21 protein-coding genes are annotated in these 17,144 nt (G+C 55.3%); all 21 read right to left on the bottom strand.

Features of this window, described 5'->3' with window-relative positions:
• Positions 1 to 100 precede the first annotated feature (100 nt).
• The 21 genes from ACLH0J_RS30275 to ACLH0J_RS30175 all read right to left on the bottom strand — a co-directional run bounded on the left by ACLH0J_RS30275 (position 101) and on the right by ACLH0J_RS30175 (position 17,010).
• Positions 101 to 784 (bottom strand): DsbA family protein, encoded by a 684-nt coding sequence (locus ACLH0J_RS30275; RefSeq protein ID WP_008437415.1) that lies wholly within the window; start codon positions 782 to 784, stop codon positions 101 to 103.
• On the bottom strand, positions 781 to 1,077 hold the full coding sequence (locus ACLH0J_RS30270; protein ID WP_008437414.1) for a hypothetical protein: 297 nt from the start codon (positions 1,075 to 1,077) through the stop codon (positions 781 to 783). Before ACLH0J_RS30270 ends, ACLH0J_RS30275 begins: the two co-directional genes overlap by 4 nt.
• On the bottom strand, positions 1,074 to 4,037 hold the full coding sequence (locus ACLH0J_RS30265; RefSeq protein ID WP_024073351.1) for a conjugative transfer ATPase: 2,964 nt from the start codon (positions 4,035 to 4,037) through the stop codon (positions 1,074 to 1,076). Before ACLH0J_RS30265 ends, ACLH0J_RS30270 begins: the two co-directional genes overlap by 4 nt.
• A complete protein-coding gene (locus ACLH0J_RS30260) occupies positions 4,037 to 4,465 on the bottom strand; it encodes a TIGR03751 family conjugal transfer lipoprotein (RefSeq protein ID WP_008437412.1) in 429 nt (142 codons plus the stop codon). The genes ACLH0J_RS30265 and ACLH0J_RS30260 overlap by 1 nt, the downstream gene beginning before the upstream one ends.
• Positions 4,443 to 5,933, bottom strand: coding sequence for a TIGR03752 family integrating conjugative element protein (locus ACLH0J_RS30255; RefSeq protein ID WP_024073352.1), 1,491 nt, complete (start codon positions 5,931 to 5,933; stop codon positions 4,443 to 4,445). The genes ACLH0J_RS30260 and ACLH0J_RS30255 overlap by 23 nt, the downstream gene beginning before the upstream one ends.
• Positions 5,923 to 6,825 (bottom strand): TIGR03749 family integrating conjugative element protein, encoded by a 903-nt coding sequence (locus tag ACLH0J_RS30250; protein WP_008437410.1) that lies wholly within the window; start codon positions 6,823 to 6,825, stop codon positions 5,923 to 5,925. The genes ACLH0J_RS30255 and ACLH0J_RS30250 overlap by 11 nt, the downstream gene beginning before the upstream one ends.
• Positions 6,825 to 7,478 carry a PFL_4703 family integrating conjugative element protein gene (locus tag ACLH0J_RS30245; RefSeq protein WP_020302977.1) on the bottom strand — a complete coding sequence of 218 codons (654 nt, stop codon included), beginning with the start codon at positions 7,476 to 7,478 and terminating at the stop codon, positions 6,825 to 6,827. Before ACLH0J_RS30245 ends, ACLH0J_RS30250 begins: the two co-directional genes overlap by 1 nt.
• A complete protein-coding gene (locus tag ACLH0J_RS30240) occupies positions 7,475 to 7,855 on the bottom strand; it encodes a TIGR03750 family conjugal transfer protein (RefSeq protein WP_008437403.1) in 381 nt (126 codons plus the stop codon). Before ACLH0J_RS30240 ends, ACLH0J_RS30245 begins: the two co-directional genes overlap by 4 nt.
• 13 nt (positions 7,856 to 7,868) lie before the next feature.
• Positions 7,869 to 8,207 carry a TIGR03745 family integrating conjugative element membrane protein gene (locus tag ACLH0J_RS30235; RefSeq protein ID WP_008437401.1) on the bottom strand — a complete coding sequence of 113 codons (339 nt, stop codon included), beginning with the start codon at positions 8,205 to 8,207 and terminating at the stop codon, positions 7,869 to 7,871.
• A gap of 18 nt (positions 8,208 to 8,225) precedes the next feature.
• The gene (locus tag ACLH0J_RS30230) at positions 8,226 to 8,465 is read right to left on the bottom strand and encodes a TIGR03758 family integrating conjugative element protein (RefSeq protein ID WP_008437400.1); all 240 of its coding nucleotides are present in this window, start codon (positions 8,463 to 8,465) and stop codon (positions 8,226 to 8,228) included.
• Positions 8,462 to 8,770 (bottom strand): RAQPRD family integrative conjugative element protein, encoded by a 309-nt coding sequence (locus ACLH0J_RS30225; RefSeq protein ID WP_178110642.1) that lies wholly within the window; start codon positions 8,768 to 8,770, stop codon positions 8,462 to 8,464. The genes ACLH0J_RS30230 and ACLH0J_RS30225 overlap by 4 nt, the downstream gene beginning before the upstream one ends.
• Positions 8,771 to 8,927: 157 nt before the next feature.
• Entirely contained in the window at positions 8,928 to 9,239 is a 312-nt protein-coding gene (locus ACLH0J_RS30220) for a hypothetical protein (protein ID WP_008437393.1), read from the bottom strand.
• Positions 9,240 to 9,314: 75 nt separating this feature from the next.
• Positions 9,315 to 10,793: a UvrD-helicase domain-containing protein gene (locus ACLH0J_RS30215; RefSeq protein ID WP_008437391.1), complete on the bottom strand. Its 1,479-nt coding sequence runs from the start codon at positions 10,791 to 10,793 to the stop codon at positions 9,315 to 9,317.
• Positions 10,794 to 10,802: 9 nt separating this feature from the next.
• Positions 10,803 to 11,558 carry a TIGR03747 family integrating conjugative element membrane protein gene (locus tag ACLH0J_RS30210; protein ID WP_008437388.1) on the bottom strand — a complete coding sequence of 252 codons (756 nt, stop codon included), beginning with the start codon at positions 11,556 to 11,558 and terminating at the stop codon, positions 10,803 to 10,805.
• Positions 11,559 to 11,576: 18 nt separating this feature from the next.
• Positions 11,577 to 13,793, bottom strand: coding sequence for a type IV conjugative transfer system coupling protein TraD (gene traD / locus ACLH0J_RS30205; RefSeq protein ID WP_024073353.1), 2,217 nt, complete (start codon positions 13,791 to 13,793; stop codon positions 11,577 to 11,579).
• A 3-nt stretch (positions 13,794 to 13,796) separates the two neighbouring features.
• Complete coding sequence (locus ACLH0J_RS30200) at positions 13,797 to 14,207, bottom strand: hypothetical protein (RefSeq protein ID WP_008437384.1); 411 nt, start codon at positions 14,205 to 14,207, stop codon at positions 13,797 to 13,799.
• Complete coding sequence (locus ACLH0J_RS30195; RefSeq protein WP_024073354.1) at positions 14,167 to 14,451, bottom strand: hypothetical protein; 285 nt, start codon at positions 14,449 to 14,451, stop codon at positions 14,167 to 14,169. The genes ACLH0J_RS30200 and ACLH0J_RS30195 overlap by 41 nt, the downstream gene beginning before the upstream one ends.
• 7 nt (positions 14,452 to 14,458) lie before the next feature.
• On the bottom strand, positions 14,459 to 14,962 hold the full coding sequence (locus ACLH0J_RS30190; RefSeq protein WP_008437383.1) for an integrating conjugative element protein: 504 nt from the start codon (positions 14,960 to 14,962) through the stop codon (positions 14,459 to 14,461).
• A complete protein-coding gene (locus ACLH0J_RS30185; protein WP_008437382.1) occupies positions 14,959 to 15,516 on the bottom strand; it encodes a lytic transglycosylase in 558 nt (185 codons plus the stop codon). The genes ACLH0J_RS30190 and ACLH0J_RS30185 overlap by 4 nt, the downstream gene beginning before the upstream one ends.
• A complete protein-coding gene (locus ACLH0J_RS30180) occupies positions 15,501 to 16,253 on the bottom strand; it encodes a TIGR03759 family integrating conjugative element protein (protein WP_024073355.1) in 753 nt (250 codons plus the stop codon). The genes ACLH0J_RS30185 and ACLH0J_RS30180 overlap by 16 nt, the downstream gene beginning before the upstream one ends.
• Before the next feature lie 40 nt (positions 16,254 to 16,293).
• Entirely contained in the window at positions 16,294 to 17,010 is a 717-nt protein-coding gene (locus ACLH0J_RS30175; protein ID WP_024073356.1) for a hypothetical protein, read from the bottom strand.
• Positions 17,011 to 17,144: the final 134 nt, after the last annotated feature.

Genomic DNA, 17,144 nt, shown 5'->3' with positions numbered 1-17,144 from the left:
ACCCTGATTGCAGTTGCAAACACCGTATTTGCGCTGTCTCTTTCGGCCCACGCGTAGGACATGCCGGGCATGAAAATGTATGAATGGAATGCAAGCTCATTTAATGACAATGGCTAAGTGATTTAACGTTCGACTTTTGCAGAGCGTCGCAGCTCTTTTTTTGAGCCAGCCAATCACGAGCTGATAATAACAATACCCCGTCAGCTGGTCCCTCAAGCTTTACGGAGCTGCCAGTCGTGTTGTCTTTAATTATCACAGTAGGAGTTGCCGTAATGCCCGCTTTGAGGGCCTCCTCGACCTGTTGGCCAACATGCCGGGCGATCACTTTGTCGGTAGCTGCACAGGACAATAAGTCCTGGTAAGTAACATCAACGACGTTCAGATGCCCATTGAAACCCTCACCGTTGCTACGGGTCCGGTCAAAAATCTGGTCAATGGCTTGCCAGAAGGCAGGTGCGCCACCAAGCGCCCCCGCACATTCAGCGAGCTTGGCTTCGTGTAATGCGGTCGGACCGTGCACATCCAGTGGCAGATGATGCCACTGCAGGTTTACATCCTTCTGCTGCTGTATCCAGGTTTTCAACGCAGGTGTGTACGTCTTGCAGTAGGGGCACTCCAGATCCGCGAACTCAGTCACAGTCCAGCGTGCTTTGGAAGGACCAAACAACCACGGGCCTGTGTTGTGCGGGGATGGTATCTCACTTCGAGTGAGGGCTAAGCAGGCCATCGATGTGCCTGCCAAAACGCACCCCAGCATCAACCAATATTTGCGAAGGCCTATCATGCCCGAGCCTCTGCTGGCTTCGATGAAAGCAGCGCTTGTTTACGAAGGGCCTCAAGAAGAGCGTTCTCAGCATTCTCGGGTTGTGGGTGCTGTAGCAGCCAATTGGCTAACACCGCGTGAAGTTGGGACTCGATGTCACGACGATCCACCGCACGAACCAAAACCTGTTGCAGTTGCTCTATCAAAACGGGGGCACACACCTCAAGGGTTTGAAGGGCGTCTTCACCCGGTTGTTCAAGCAGCTGGGTCAGACTTTCTATAAGGTTCTGGGTCAGGGAATTCAATGCTCTCATGCTTGGCGCTCCAAGGCCGTGACTTGCTCGGGGAAAGTAATGATGTGAGGTTCGATACCGCGATAGCGGTCAAGCGTTGCAGCAACTTCAATGGCCGCATCCAGCTCGCTGCAGCCTTTGGCTTGCATGATGTCGAAGCGTTGCTTTTTCTCTTCCGGCTCGGTCATGGCCAGGGCCAGATACAAACTCGGTGGTACCGCCCGGAATAACATTTCCATGCTTTTGGACAACACGACGCCCTCGGTGAATTTGCCGCTTTCTTTACGCGCTGACAGCATCATCGACTTCTGTGCAGGAGTCAGTTCACGAAACCGCGCGATCTTCTCCACCTCATCAGGCGGCATGTTTAAGCACATCCACCACTCGATCATGTTGAGCAGGGCTGAGGCCTCTGGCGGCACGTCGTCAACGTTCTGGGTGGCCATCCAGAACCAGGCGCCGAGCTTTCGCCACATTTTGGTAATCTTGACGGAGTAGGGGGATAGGAGTGGGACCTTCAACTGGATGTGGCCTTCGTCGGTGAAGCAGATCAGCGGACGGCCTTTAAACTGGTCACGCTCGGCAATGTTGTTGACCGTGTTGAGCAGGGAAATATAAGCGATGGCCATCTGTGCGCTATAGCCTTCTCGCGCATAGGTGGCAAGGTCGACAATGGTAATGTCCGCTTCTGGCCATGGGGTGCCAGGACGGTTGAACATGTCGCCTTCGGTGCCCATACAGAACATGGACAAGGCTTCCGCCATCTCCAAGAATCGTGAGCTTCGGGCGTCTGGAATACCGGGCTCGAGTCCCATTTCTCGCAGCGCTTCACGGATATCTTCCGGCAGAACGATACGTTGCTCCGTCACGCATTTTTTCGCTGCATTCAGTATGCATTGGCGGATGGCGCTACGGTCGGCACGAGTAAGACGGGCATCCTCTTTTTCTTCACCACCGGTGATCATCAGCCTGGCCGCAATTTCCATCTCGCCCAGGATGTCGCGTTGTTCATCCTCGGTCTGGCTAGTCAGATGTTCGTCCGACGCCTCAAGATCATCAGCTTGGATAATCTTCACGTTTTGGCTGGGTTCGATGAGCTTCACGGCATCAGCGAATGGCGCGAGGCTGACACCCGATCCAGGTGCAAGTCGAACCCGGTTTACCGTCAAACCCAACTTTTTGGCGAAATCACCGAGTAAGCCGAAGCTGTTGCCAGCCTCCACAATGAATAGACGTGGCCGATAGATGGCGATGATTTGGCTAAGGATGTTTGTCGCGCTGGCCGATTTACCTGAACCCGTAGGCCCGAAAATGAACAAATGCGCGTTCATCTGCCGGTCCAGCTTGTTCAGCGGGTCGAAGGTTATCGGCGCTCCCCCACGGTTAAACAGGGTAATACCCGGGTGCCCGGTTCCGGTCGACCTACCCCAGACGGGGGCCAGGTTCGCAATGTGTTGGGCGAACATCAGTTGTGCGTACCACTCCAGTGCTTTGCGCGCATTGGGGTCGAAGTTGCCGGGTAGCCATCTAAGGTAGGAGTTCAGCGGTGCCACTTCATCCCGAGGTTCCACCGGCTCCATGCCCGCACCCAGCAATGCGCTGCTGAGTTGCAAACTGCGTTCGTGCAGCTGGGCATCATCTTTACCCCGCAGGTAAAACGCTACGCTACCTCTGTACAGCTTGTGCTTGCGCCCGAGCAACTGACGGGCGGTGGCGACGTCTTCGCGTGTCAGGATCGAGGCCTGAGTGTCTCCAACTGCCTTGCGTGAAAGCTGTTCCAGATGCCCTTCGAGAATGTCCTGCGGGGTGATCACGAGAGTGATACAGAGAATGGTGTCCTCTGGCATTTTGTCGAACAGTGCGTTGAGCGCATCACCGCCCTTTCGGGTTTCACCGGTTAAGTGCCCGGTCTTGGGAGCATCCCTCAAGCGGTCAAGCATCACCACCTGATGGGGAAGGCCGTCGAAATACCACAGACCTTTCTCTATATCTGACAGTGGTTCGCGATAAAACAGGTTTTGCGAGAAGTCAGTGCCGCTGGCGAGCGGCAGCTCGCCCTCTGCAGCACCAGGTGCTTGCTTGCACACCAATTCGTAGAAGCGGCGAATATCTGCATCGGCAGGGCCAAGATGATCGGGACGTGGATTGAACCAATGAATCAGCCAATGGCGAATGGCGTGGCCATCCATGCGATGGGTTTTAATGCCGGCGTTCGCCAAGCCGCCCACCAAGCGATCGCAGATGATTTTCAGGTAAGGACCTGGTGCCTGGCCTCGCACATCCGCTTGCGCGCCTTGGGTACGGCGGTAGACAACAACACGGACGCGGCGCTGTTGGCCCCTCCAGGGCAGTTGGCTGACCTTGGTGTCTTCAAACAGCCCGCCTGGTTTGGAGATGGATTCCAGGTGTTGCTTCATCAGCTTCAAATAAAGCTCGGTGAATGCACTGCCTTGTGCGCGTGGTTGAACGTAGTCATGCAGTTGCTGAAGGTAATCGTCCCAGCTGGTTTCGTCCTGGGCATAGAGCTGAACCACCCAGGGTGAGGTTTCAAGCTCGTCGAAGGAGTCCTGGAGGGCGTTTTCCAGGGCGTCGCGGGCCTTGCGTAACCATTCGGGATCCCGACCTTCAGTACCAATCGGTGTCAGCTCAAAAAAGGCAGCACGAGACACGCCGTCTTCCAATAGCATGGCTTTTTCTGCAGGCAGGTAATCTACCCACGGCAGTAGGTCTACGAAGGAGGGGTTGACGTGGTATAGACGGTCAGCATCAGCGGTTGTGGCTGGCTTTTTCTTTGGGTTACGCCAATCGCTCGGCGAGGGAATACCCATGGCAGCAAGGCGTTCGTAGTAACGCTCTGTAGCAGCCTCAAACGTCTCGGTTGCTGGTCCCTGCACATCGTCAGATAACGGCGAACCTGGTGTTACGCCAGGTTCCACACGCTCTGTCGCCCGTCGCGTTTTGAATCGTTCAAAAAAACCCATCAATATGCCTCCGTGCGTTCGCCAGGCATGGCGTATTGCACCCGCTGATACAGCGGAAACACCGTGGTGTAGCCTGGGATCGGTGCCGGGTCTGAACCCGCTAAATGAGGAAAGACGTACATCACCAGGTCGGGATTGGGTAGGCGTTTAAATTGGCTGTAGATCTCGTTTTGTGCGGTACGTGTGAACATGGTGTTGTCTGTTTCCCTCGTCTCCAGAGGCCGACGAAGATCTTGGCGTGCATCGAGCAATTGGCGGCTGCTCGAGCTGCTTGAGCCGCTGGAGCCTTGATCCCAAACGTCCATCATTGTGCGGTCCCCATGGGGGAGCAATTCGTCTTTGTTGGTGGAACAGGCCGAGGCGAGTAGGGCGATGGCCAGGTATGCACCTAGTTTTAAGCCATGATTAGTCAAGCGCAGTCGAAACATGACGGGCTCCTGAGCGATAGTTGACCTTGCGGCCATTGAGTTCGTAATCGATGGTCAGTTGCTGGTCCAGGTGCACAGCTATCTTTGCCCCGGGTTGTACATACACCGCTGCGAAGGCTTGCCCGTAGAGTTTGTTGACCCAGCTGGAGACGTCATTGACGCCCTGGCCAATAATTTTGCCCATGGCTTCACTGCCCGAGCCGCCGACAGAACCGATGGTCCCGGACTGAGGGTTTATAAAAGAGCCGCTGTTTCCATCTGACTTGATGAGGGAGGCAGCACCTGCGCCGGCGGCGGTAATCAGTACCTGCGAGCCAATGTATTGCGAGGCGTTGCTTTTGCGGTCGCCACTGATACAAGGAATGCCATAGGCATCGCTTATCCAGCCCAGGCCACCCTGAATGGTGGTTTGGTTGCCATTGTTCTGATTGTTACTATTTTGACTGCTATTCGTTTCTTCCTGAGGTTGTGGCAGCGTGCGCACAGTGCCGTCATTGAAGACGAACGTCAGGCTTTTGATCTGACCGCGTACGCAAGACAGGGTCCAATCGCCGGAAGCCGTTCCGCTGGCCACCGCGCCGGCGACGTCGGGCAAGTCGATGCCGTTGGCCGTGAGATTGTCCGGCCCGATCAATACCTTGAACGGGTAGGGGTCGTTGACAGTGCCGTCAATGGGCACCCGGCCGATCAGCGCGGACATGGCCACCGAACCCATCAATGTCGAGTTCTGCGGCAAGGTGTAGACCTTGCGCACCTGTTTGCGGGCCTCCTGTGGCGAGATTTCATTCGCAACACTTTGAGCGCCCGTGCGCAGTGCATTTTGTCCTCGGTCCACGGACTCGCCAAAAGAGGTCGGGAAGTTGAAGCCGCTTGCCGTTTGATTTGTCCCTGCAGCGATGGGCTTGCCGTTGACATCGACCGGCGTTGCGTCCTGCGGCTCTATCCAAACAACGTCCGCGCCAGGTCCGCCTTTGAAGCCTTGACCGTCACCTGGCTGAACGCCGAAGCCGATCGGCAAATCAGATCCAGACTCATTGCCACTGCCCGATTTGCTGCTCAGGGTATTGTACTGCTGCTGCAGTGTGTCCAAGAGGGTTTGGCTCTGTTGTTGCGCCTCCTGCTTCATCGTTTGCTGAACGTTCTGCAGTTTGTTATCGACGTTGAGGTCGATGTTCTGCAGGCGTTTTTGCAGCTCGATGTTCTGTTGCTTTAGTTCGTCATTGTTCTTCAAAGCATTGGAGACTTGGTCCTTGAGTTGTCTGCTTTCCACGACAATGGTGCGCAATGTGTCGCTGGGTGTATCTCCGTCAACCCCAAGCTTTTTAGCCTCCTTCGTACTAAGTACAACCGTTTCCGGCGCATGAACCTGTTGGTCGGCACTTTCGCGATTGAATAATTTGACCACTACGTATATCGCCAGGATCGCGAACGGTATGACCAGGTATTTAACAAGTGGATTACTCTTCACGACGGCCTCCCTTCGGATCGATCTGGCTGATGGCGGCCGGCAATAACGATTCGGCTAGACCATGACCACGGGTCACCAAGTAGACCGTCGAGGTGTCGCTGGAATCACCTTTGGCGCCAAGGTAGGGATGCTGAAAAGTCGCGGTGACAAAGTCACCCATCAGGTCACGCGGATCCAATGTGAGGTTTTGGGCGCTTGTGTTACGTAGCTTCACCGCCGTGACCCAATACTCGTCTAACCGCCACGACCCCAACGCAGAGGCTTCGACCGGCAATATCGGCATTAGGGTGGTGAGGTCCAAACCGCGCTTCAGATTGATCTGAGCAATCCCCTCCACGGGCTCAACGGTGCGTAGGGGCGCGTAAAGCATCTGTGCGGCATAGCGCGTCATGACCACCGGAAGAGGGGTCTCACGACGCGGTTTCGGCGCGTCCTCATCCTCCTCGGCTTGAGCGCTGGCTTGGGCCGTGGAAGAAGTTGAATGGTTGCTTGTAGGTTTGGCGTTGACTTGGCCGTAACGCGGGGCGGGACTGTCCCCGGCTACAATTTTAGCCGGCTCGGATGCGACCTGATTTGGTTTCCCTACCGTTGCGATGATATCCACGAGCATGATCTCACCGGAGTTCATGTTCTGCAGCTGTAAGCGAGTCGGTTCAATCGGCTCTTTCGCCAACAGGTAGAGGGCACCACCGGTGCTCTGCACGCGCAGTTTGTCGACGAGGTTACGAGGCAGACCCACCCGTACGTTTTGGTCCACAAAGACAATACGCTCCTGACCCACGATCAAGGGCAGTGCTATAGGGATACGATCCCAGCGCAGGATTTCGACGGCGTTGGCCAACCCGCAGAAGTGAAGGGCTACGAGCCCGATGATCAGTAGGCGGCGTGTCATCATTTGCCTCCTGCTCTGGTCGTTTCTGCGGAGACTTCGATGCGTTGTGGATTACTGCTATAACAGTCCCAGGCCAAGCCGAATGGGTTTTTTTCGGGATCGACGTCGAATCGGATAATTCTTAACGGATAGCGAGCAAATGCCCGCTTTACGCGCTCCCCGCCGTAGTGCTCGTCAGCGGTGATGTCCAGGTTGACGGTCCAGTCATTGATGCTGTGCTGTTCAATATGTTGCTCAGACTTATCGTCGATGCCTCTGCCTGGAATTTCAAATACACCCCGCTCACGTTTGCGCAGTTCCCCGCTATTGCGGCGTAGCTCGAAATCTTTCTGCAAGTAGGCTTTGCAGCTGGGAGTCAGGTAGCTTTCCAAGCGGGTAATGTTGTCCTCGTAGTCGGTTTCACCGTCAACGGGCCAACGGTTCATCTGCTGAAAAATGTACAGACCGAAGGCGTATACCGACTCCGGTGGAATATCCCACCACTTACGGGTGCTACCTGAACGTAGATCTGGAGGTACATGAACAGTTAGGTCACGCGGTGCGCTCTGCCAGCCATAAGCCATGTACAGACCCAGGGCAATGAGAAAACCAATGACCATGCGCAGGCTGTTAATGTGGGCCAGTTGGGCGTCTACTTTTTTACGGTAAGTCATTGAACCTCCGTTCGATGACAGGTCCACGCACCTGTACGAGTAATCAGCAGGGCTTTATTCCAGGTAGGAAAGAACCGCGCGATGTTCAATTGCATCTGGCGGTATAGCCATGTATCAGGTCGGCCGCGTTTCCACCGACGCAAGAAACGACTGGCAAGAAACAGCCCTAGGACAGCACAGAGCATGGCGGCGCCGATGATAAGTGCCCAAATCTGGGTCAATATCGCGGCCGGAATACCGATAACCAGCCCTGCGCCGGTGCTCAACGCCAAGGTGGCCCACATTTCGTCAGCGGTAAGGCCGCCCATGATGACTGGCTGATTGTTCAATCGCACAGGGAGGAAAATCAGGGTCCCATCGTCTGAGAGTTCTGTCATGGCCACGGCTCTTTTAAAGAATATTTGAAGCCTTGGTGACCAGAAAAATGGCGACACCGAGGATGGCGACGCCAACGGCGGCTGTCGCCCCCAGATCTCCCCATTTTTTCTTGCCAAGTTGAATTTCGTGGTAGGTGCCGAAGGCATGCCAAGCAACGCCACTGAAAATGACTGCGCAGATGATGAGGCCAAGCAAAGTAAAACCGTCAAAGGCGTAGTTCTGCATGGTTTGCATCAGGTTAGAGCCTTCCCCCCGGGTAGGAGGCTGAGACTGCGGAAGAGCCGCCATGGCCAGTTGGGGGAGAGCAAGCAACCCGATCAGCATGCGGCCCGGTTTTAAGAATGAAGTCATGGTGTATCTCCCATAGGGTCAACTAAGAACAAATGTGGTGAGGATCATGCAAAGCAGTAGGATGCGGACGAGCGAGGTCGAGGCAATCGTTCGATCAAGGTTGCCAGTGGCCCATCCTCGGTAGCAGCTCCAGATAGCCCAGGCGCCCCACATAAAGATGATGGCTACAGCGACGCCGACGAAAAACAGGTAGCTCGTCGAGGCAGGAAATCCTCCTGCCGCTTGAAACGCAGCAGCCTGAGCGCCGCTCATGCTCATGGCTTGCGTCCTTCGGTCGTGTATTGGCCTGACAGCTCAACAGGATCACGAGGCTGGGCTCGGGTTGGGGTTAGATAGCCCTCCAACCCATGACGAATTCGAGCGATATCACCTGCTAGACGCTGGTAATCGAAGAAGTAACGCTTGCCAGGTTCGTCGGCCACTTGAGCGCTACGACGTGCGGTGTCCTCTAAGGCATTCAACTGGCGGATCATCACGTCCAGGTTGGCCTGTTCGGAGGCTGAAGCAGCGGTCGCATGAGAGACAGGCAGGCCGCATCCAAAAAGTGCGATGAGGCCTGGCAAGGCAAGTCGGCAAGTGAGTGCAGTGAGACGCGGGTACTGGATCACGGCTGGGCTCTAGTCATTCCTGATGCCGTCAGCTTGCCGTGATCAAGCTATGGTCGCCGCAAGAAAACCATATTCAGGACTGTAAGGATTTCTTCTGACGGTACTGACACCATCAATCACAGTGGATAGGGCGTTTGAAGAACAGCAGATACCCGATGGGCAAGGCGAATCCGTAAGCCCAGCCTTGGGCGTTTTGATTGCCAACCTTGACTTCTCCTTTGACCACGGGCTGCACGCTGACCAGCTCCCAGCCTTCGCTGCCTAATTGAGCAAGGCGGTTTTGACGTTCAGAATCTTCCAGAAAACCCTGGGTGTCGGGTTCAGTGGTGGGCTCTTCGGACTTGAACATGAAGAGCTTTTTGGTTCTGACAACGTACTGAAAGGGAGAGAACTCAGTGTGGTATTCAAATTTCTGACGGCCCATGGCGACGTCCTCAATGTGCAGAGCTACCAGGGTTTCAATAATAAGCGCGTGCCAGCAATCTGAAATAGTTTGTTGCTAAGCGCGTGATTTCTGAGGTTGGAGTGCAGAGGTCCGAGCATCGACATAGCGCTGCATGATAGAAAGCACCATTGAGTTCAACGCTAGGATCTTCATCCCTCGCGTCACCGCCACGTACAGCAAATTCAACTCGTCATCTTTACGACCTTGATCGATATCGGGTGAAAGCGGATCAGCGCTAAAGTCGTCATACAGGCTGACAAAGTCCCACTCCAGCCCCTTGGCCTTGTGCCCAGTCGTGAGTGTCACGGTGGCGTCGAGCTCGTTATCTACAGAGCGGGAACGTAGGGTTTGGATCCGCTGGGGCAGGTCCGGATAGGCTGTAATGATCTTGATCGATCGCAACATCTCCGTATCCTGGCTTACCTCGGCTATTTCCACGTACTGTGAAAAGTCCCGGTAATCTCTCAACAGCCTGCGGTTCTGCACCTCATGGTTACGGTTGCGGCTGAATAGGTATAAATCTTCCAGATCGCGTAGCGAGTAGCTGTCGATACCGCCGACCCAGAAAATCTTGGGGTTGCTTGCGACCAGCTGCAGGGCGTTCTCGATGACGCCGGTCACGGTACGATGGATAAACGTGCGATGCGGTAGCTCTTCAGGCAGAGCCCGTTTAACCAGGGTATTGCAACCTAACCCCTGCAGCTTTCGTGTCTCACCCTTGTAAAAAAGAATGATGTTGGCCACATGCGCGACGGCAGGGCCGAAGCGAAAGCTTTGGGTCAGGTAGTGACGTTCGGCGTCGGCCATCCAGTCGCTGTTGAGCGCATCTTCTGCGCCGCGGAAGCGATAGATCTGCTGGTGGGGATCGCCGACTGCCACCTTGCGGACCCGTTGTATTTTTACTATGTCGGCAATAACTGGGTTCACGTCTTGACCTTCGTCGAGCAGAATGGCGTTAAATCGTTCGCTCAGGTCGGGCTTGCTTAGCTGATACAGCTTCAAGTAAGCGTCATGGGTGATCGACATTGCTGTGTCCTGCAGATCGATCATCCGGTTCCAGATGGTTTTAGCCACGTTTAAAGCATTGTTCAGGAAACGTTCCTGGGCACTTGTGAGCATTCGTTGCCCCTGGAATCTGGGAAAATGCACACGGCCCAACTCGTCATCGGCGCTGGCCATGAAGTTGTTAAGCGTGCTGAGGACATCCCGCACGAGCTCCCAGTCCTGGGTGTTGATGGCCCTTGCGATGTCCGTCAGGCGTAAGTTATTGGTCTGCTTGGTGGCGTACTGACTGCCATAGACTGCATATGCGAGGCCATGCGCCGTCTTACACACCACGTTTCTGCGTGGAAAGCGGCCCCTGGCAGCGAGCTCGACGGATTTGTTGTAGCAGAGGTAGAGCATTTTCACCGAGGCGTGTTGTGTGGCGTAGCCCACCAGTGTGGTGGTTTTGCCGGTACCGGCAAAAGCCTGAACCAGTAGCTTGTCAGCCGTGGAATGGATGATGGGCTGCTGTTCTTGTGTCCACTGCATGGGCAGCTCCTAAAGGTATTTTTTGAAGCTTGAAACGGTGATGTAAACGGACACACCCAACAGCACGGCGCAGGGCAACAGAATCAAAAGGGGGCTGATGCTGATGGGGATGGCCAGGTAGACCGTCCAGGGCACGATGGTCAGCGGAATGATCGTCCCCCGGGCTTTGTGATACAGGTAACTTGACTCGCGGCCGGAGCCGAATTTTCGTAGATCACGCCGCACCAGGCCATCGACCAAGCCAGTGAACGCCGCCAGTGCGAACAGCGGAATCGTCAACGTCAGAATGACCATTCGCACACAGAAGGTCAGGACTGTGTATAACGCGGCTAAGCCATAGTCCTGGAATTTGATCATCGCCCGACCGAGTTCGTAGCGAAGGTTCAAGGTTCCCGTTTGTTGTGGTGATGTTGAGCGAGCGTACTGTGTCAGTGCATTTATATTGTCCTGCATGCCGGTTTTCACCATCAGCCAGTCATAGACCGTTTGTGCCAGCCAGGTTGCCGTACGCCCCGGTTCTTTGATGACAACGCTGTGCAGCAGATCCTGGGACAGCCAGCCCAGTTCATGTTGGAACATCTGCTGAGCATGTTTCCAGCCGGCATCCGGCCAGAACGTGTACATGCAAAGCCATTCAACGACGATGGCGCCGAGCAAGGAGCCGAACATCACCCCCAAGAAATGAAAAGGGGTAGAGAACAGCATGCCCAGGAAGTTTTTTTGACCTTCCTGCTGTTGCTGGGCTTTTTCCGCGATATCGGCCATGGCTCTGTTCCTTCAAGCCTATGCGGCTTTTCCGTTATTGGCCATCTGGCGGAAGTCGTCTACCAAGTCATCAGGAAGCGACTCACTTAGTGCGTCATATCCCGGTGCTTGCCACCAGTCGCTGCTGGTTCCGGATCCTTTACGCATGCCCTCAACCAAGGCCTGAAGATCCTTGGGCATCACTTCATCGGGATCGCTTGCCGGCAACGGCATACGAATCTTCCACAAATTCCCGCCCTCTATCAGGGCAAAGCATTGCCCCTTGGGTAGGGCAACCACATGCGCCGGTTCGATCATCGGTACGCTGACACTTTGGATCTGATCGTGAGTGTTAGAGGTGAAAGCGGTGTTGCCGTTAATAGCGTCGTTTGCACTGCTTGCTGGTGTACTGGTAAACACCTGGACCTTTGGCAACTGGTTGGTCAGCAGCTCGGCGGTTGCAGTCTCACGTACACGTAACATGAACAGGTTGTTGAAGTTACCGATGACTTGGCCAGCTTTAGCCCGGTTACCGATTTTTGCCTCAATATCGCTCATGGTTTGGGTATAGGCCGTGACCTGCATGCCGGCACCACCGCCTTTGTTGATCATCGGTATGAATTCATCGCCCATCAGTTCGTTGAATTCGTCCGCATGTACGTTAATTGCTACCTTGCCGCCGGTGGCCCCGGGCAAGCCATCATCGATGCCAAACTTATAGATGTGACCCGCAACTGACACCAGGTCGCTGAACATCGAGTTGCCCACCGCTGCAGCTACCTCTGTATCAGATAAAGCGTCCAGGCCGACATAGACCACTGCCCGTTTGCGGATGATCTGCATCCAGTCAAAGATTGGTCGTGGGTCCTCAAGATCCATGTAGTCGGGAGATAGCAGCTCTGCAATCCGGCCTGTGGTCAGTTTTTCCAGCAATGGCAGAAGGCTGGCCACGATCTTGTCGAAATAGGTTTTGTCATAGCGTACGGCTGATCGCAGACCCTCCATCACTGGGTCGGAGATGCGTTGCTGAGTGAGGTACATGTCCAGGGCCACCACGCGTAGCGGTCGATCCTTCATGGCGAAACTGAGGTTCTTACGATCGATCTTTCCTTCCAGCTCAACGATGGTTTGCCAGGCTTTGGGATCATTTTCAGCAAAGTGCTTCTGCGCATACTCAATAAACAGCGCGTCAATGTTTGTCACATGCTTGAGGATCTGTTCATAGTCCGGCCGACGTCCCAGTGCCACGAGGGCGCGCGCGATGATGTTGACGAAACGCCAGGCGAATTCCCGGAATGCCGCGGAATTGCCTTCCCCCGAAAGTTGGCCGGCAATGCGGGTGGCAACCTCCGAGATCCGACCAAACCGGCCGACGGCGTTGTAGCGAGCGGAGTGATCGGGCCAGCCTAGGTGGAACACGTAGAATTCCTCCAGTCGGTTTGCGCGCTTGCATTCGATGTACATGCGCTTCAGGAGGTCTGCGTCGCCTTTAGGATCGAAGACAATCACCACTTCGCGGTCCAGGTCCATTTCTACATTGCGCTGGCTTCGATGAACGGGTTGCACGCGGCGCCCCATATGAACGCGGCGCCGGGGGCTACGGCGGGTACGCCTGATGTCTTGGGTGATAAACAACTCTGCCAAGCGGGTTTTTCCAACACGAGTAGTCCCCAATACAAGGGAGTGTCCAACCCGCTCACCCAGTGGCAGGCTGACATCCGCTTCGTTCGGCTCTATACCGTGTAAGCGCGGTAGCCCCCCGACTGGAGGAAGTGGACGCGCCGGGTTAAATGGCACATCCCACGAGGTAGCCTTTGACAGCAATTTGAGTGGAAAGGGTGCGAACTCCAGACGCTCCTCAATTCTGCGAGCAAAGGTATAGATAGACGTGGGCTCGACATACTCGGCGTACTTTGGGAGGTAAGTCTCCATCAACCGCTGAGTATGTTTTTGGGTCCAGCGAAAGCCTTTACCGATGAATAGCCGCTCATTGCTGACCGGCATGTCTTTGCTGGTCATGGTGTAGTGGGGTAGGCGCCGAATATTGCGCCGGTAACGCAGCACTACCAACGCTTGTTTGAGGCGGACGAACCCTAGACCCAGAAAGCCTGTACCGGCAACCATGCCGAATAAAGGCGTCAGAGCAACCGCCCAGGGCGCGAAAATACAGAGCAACGCCGCAGCGGCACATACGCAAACTGTGTACAGCTCAACAGCAGGGCGTAGTAACGACTCAATGGTGTAGGAGGTGGTCATGGATCACTTCCTATGAGTGAAAGGGGACAATGGCCCCACTGTTTCGAAATGGAAAACGACTGGCTTGCCTGTCTCAGCGATCAGCCCATAGGACTTGGCCAGGCGGTATATGGGGTGGTAGCTGTTAAGGGAGTTGACGTGTCCAGCAATGCGCTCTCGCCAGACTTCTAGTGGCATCGCTGCCTTGCTCAAATTACACGGCACGCACGCGGGCATCATGTTGCTGATGGCGTGGTTCTCTGGCCGCCCCAAAATGATGGCACCGGAGTACTTGCCGTCCACCCTCTCTGGTTCTCGCCATACTGCTTCCATGTGGTCCGCATGCCACCGGTCACCCAACAGCACACCGCAGTATGCGCAATGGCCCGCGAATTTAGCGTGAAGCTCGCAGCGTTGCTTCTTGGTCAGCTTCATGGGGCCGGGATCCTCCTTTCATGCGTGATGATGAATTGGCCAACTCTTGCCTCGCTTGCTCAACTGCCTCGGGCAGTCGTTCTTTTAGCCGCTGACATAGCTCCACCTCGTCACCAGGTACGCGGGCGATGACGGTGCCGCCATAGAGCTTGGCGACATAGGTGACCTGTTCAAAAAGCAGTTGGCCTGCTCGTGGGTCATCTGGTTGCTTGATGACCAAGGTGATGTGCGTAAGAGAGGCCATACCCTGGTTACTGCTGGATCGTTGTGGCAGTGATCAACAGCGGGTAATGCTGGACTCCCAAGCGCTGTGCCAGATCATTTGATGGAGCCGGGACCAACTGTAGATTTCCTGCCCATCGTTGGATTTCGGCAAACCGCTCGGCGCTGGCCACGTTAACCACAAGGCCCACTGCCTGCAGTTGCTGTAACTGATCGCGGCGCTGTGATAACCACTTTCTGGAGCTTTCATCGTCGCCTACAAGAAACAATGGTTGCAGGCCAGGTGCATTGATTACCCGGCCCTGTACCTGCCCGGGTGTCAGTTGGTCAGAGCGCACTGGAAACGAGCCTTGCCCACGCACACCAATATTCTCTGACTGTGCTGACTGCTCAGTAGGTTCTGGAGCCAAGTACTGGTAGTAGGGCAGAGCGGAAACACCCCCTCGGTCTTCAACAACAATCAGCGAGGTGGCATGCACTGCCATGGGGGAGGCCAAAGACAGCAAAACAGGCAGATGCAGCAATCTATTCATGGATTATTCGCCATCAGGTTGATACCGGTGACCCGGCTGAGGTGTTTGGCAAAAGCTCGTCGGTATCGGGCAGCGGGTTCGCCTCCGGCAGGGCGGTGGTACCGACCAGCAGCGGTGATCCAGTCGCCTCCTTTGGCTTTTTGCTCAGCCAGGATCTGGGCCGTAACCGAGAGGTTTTTGTACGGATCCAGCCCTTCGCAGGGATAGCTATAACGGTGGCCGTTGGCACCGATGTTGGTTTGTCCAAGCCCGACGTCGACTCTATTTGGGCCTGCGGTCTGAAGGGCGATCATCAACGCTCTGCAAGCATCGCTGCGTGTCGCAAAGCGATATCCGGCGCCGGCGACATTCAACGTCCAGGGCCAGGGGACGATCTGGCCGCGAAGTCGGGTGCCACTCTCTTGCAGTGCAACGGAGTACAGCACCTCGGACGGAACGCCGGCAGGCAGGGCAATCAACTGATAGGCCGGTGGCGGAACCTCGGCACCGTTAGCAAATGCCGCGGTGAGCAGTAGCCCCCCCGTTAAAGCCGCGCGAATTACAGACGCTGCCATTGTCCATTCACCTCGCGTACCACGGCCGGCAGCTCACCGCCGAGTCCAAGGCCAAGCCATCGACCGGCATCGTGATTCAATGTGATCTGTCGGCTTCTCACGCTGGCCGGTTCGACTCCAGCCAAGATGGCCCAGCGGCGAATTATTTCGTCATCACCTTGACTACCAACGAAGTACAGATCAAAGGACTGTTTCTGGTTTTGTAAGTCTTTGACGCGGTCAATACATGCGTTGCAACTGTCTTGAACAAAAACGGCTAGTCGTCCAGTGCCTTTCACAGCAGTTAACGCTCCCGAGCCAGGAGCAGATGCAGGGTTGGACGATAGTTGGATGACTTTTTCATTGGGGTAAAGACGTGCGAAGGCTTGGTCATAGGCCCTTTGGTACGCCAGTTCCTTATCGATACGCTGTCGCTCGGCTCGCACCTGCAGCTCTGCATAGCGTCGCCGCTCCTCCTCCGACTTCGCTTCGATGCCAAGTGCTGTCAGAGGATCCAGGCCTGGCGAATAGATTCCGCGAGGACCCTCCATCACAGTTTGAAAACGGGACCATTCTTGGGGGGTCAATCCCCACTCGCGGGCGAGTTCTGTCTGACTTGCTCCTTGAGAAGAGTTGTGAACTTCACTGTTCTGAGTGTTCGAGATCGACGTTGATTGCCCCGAAGCCGCATGACAGCCGTATGCAAACGCGAAGGTGGCCAAGCCTGCAATGAAACCCAAAATGTTCCTGGGCTTCATTGTTTTCGAGGAAGTGGTAGGGGAGTGCATAAAGGAGGTCCTATTGCGCGACGGTTACGGTTTGAGGTGTTCCGGCCACGTCAAAGCGTGCGGATCTTCCGTCCAGCGCGTTGAGTCGCCAGGCGGTGCCCGCCACAGCGTCACCAGGTCGGATAAGGTAAATTTGATTCAACTGCGTGCTGCCAGGCGGTGCTACGGACAAAAAGCGTTCACCGCCGCGATACTCGATACCGACAACGGTAAAAGGGGGTGTTTGCGGTGTGACAGTGGCGGTAGCGGGCGGTTTTGGCCGCTTTGGTTGGCGGGCAACGGGCTTAGGCTTGGGCTTGAGGGGCACAGCAGTGGTTTGTTTGATGCGTGACTGACTGAGTTCTTGAAGACGGCTATCGAGTGTTTCGACGCTGGCTTTGAGGACTAGCAATTCACCAGCAGACGCAGCATTTTGAGAGATTTCTTGCGCTGACTCCGTCGCTTGCTTTGCATACGCTTGTGCGGCATCAATTCGATTCGATAAAGCCTGCTGCCCGGCTCGGAAGTCCTCGTTGGTCACCAGGTGGTTGCCGGCTACCGTGCCCAGTCGCTCATCGACTTTGCCAAGCCGCGTCAACAACGCATCGAGCGACTCTTTGTCTGCAGTCGCAGCCAAGCTGGTGCGGAGTTGGGAGAGTTGATGATGCTCATAACACAGAATGCCTGCCAATAATGCAAGGCACAGACTGAGTATCGCTGTGGTTCGAGTAGGGCGTGGTAGGTTCATGGGCGTCCTCGCGCAAAAGCGAATACACCCTCTCAAACCAGTCTCTTAGGTGCATCAGGAAATAGGTTTTCCAGGACGCATGGTTTTTGAAGTGTCGAGTTGGCCGCTGGTAAATTGGGATCGTTATAAAAAAA

The organism is Pseudomonas sp. MPB23, assembly GCF_046605395.1.
Classification (GTDB): domain Bacteria; phylum Pseudomonadota; class Gammaproteobacteria; order Pseudomonadales; family Pseudomonadaceae; genus Aquipseudomonas.
The sequence above is the reverse complement of the archived record's forward strand: the minus strand, read 5'-3'. Positions and strand labels throughout refer to the sequence as shown.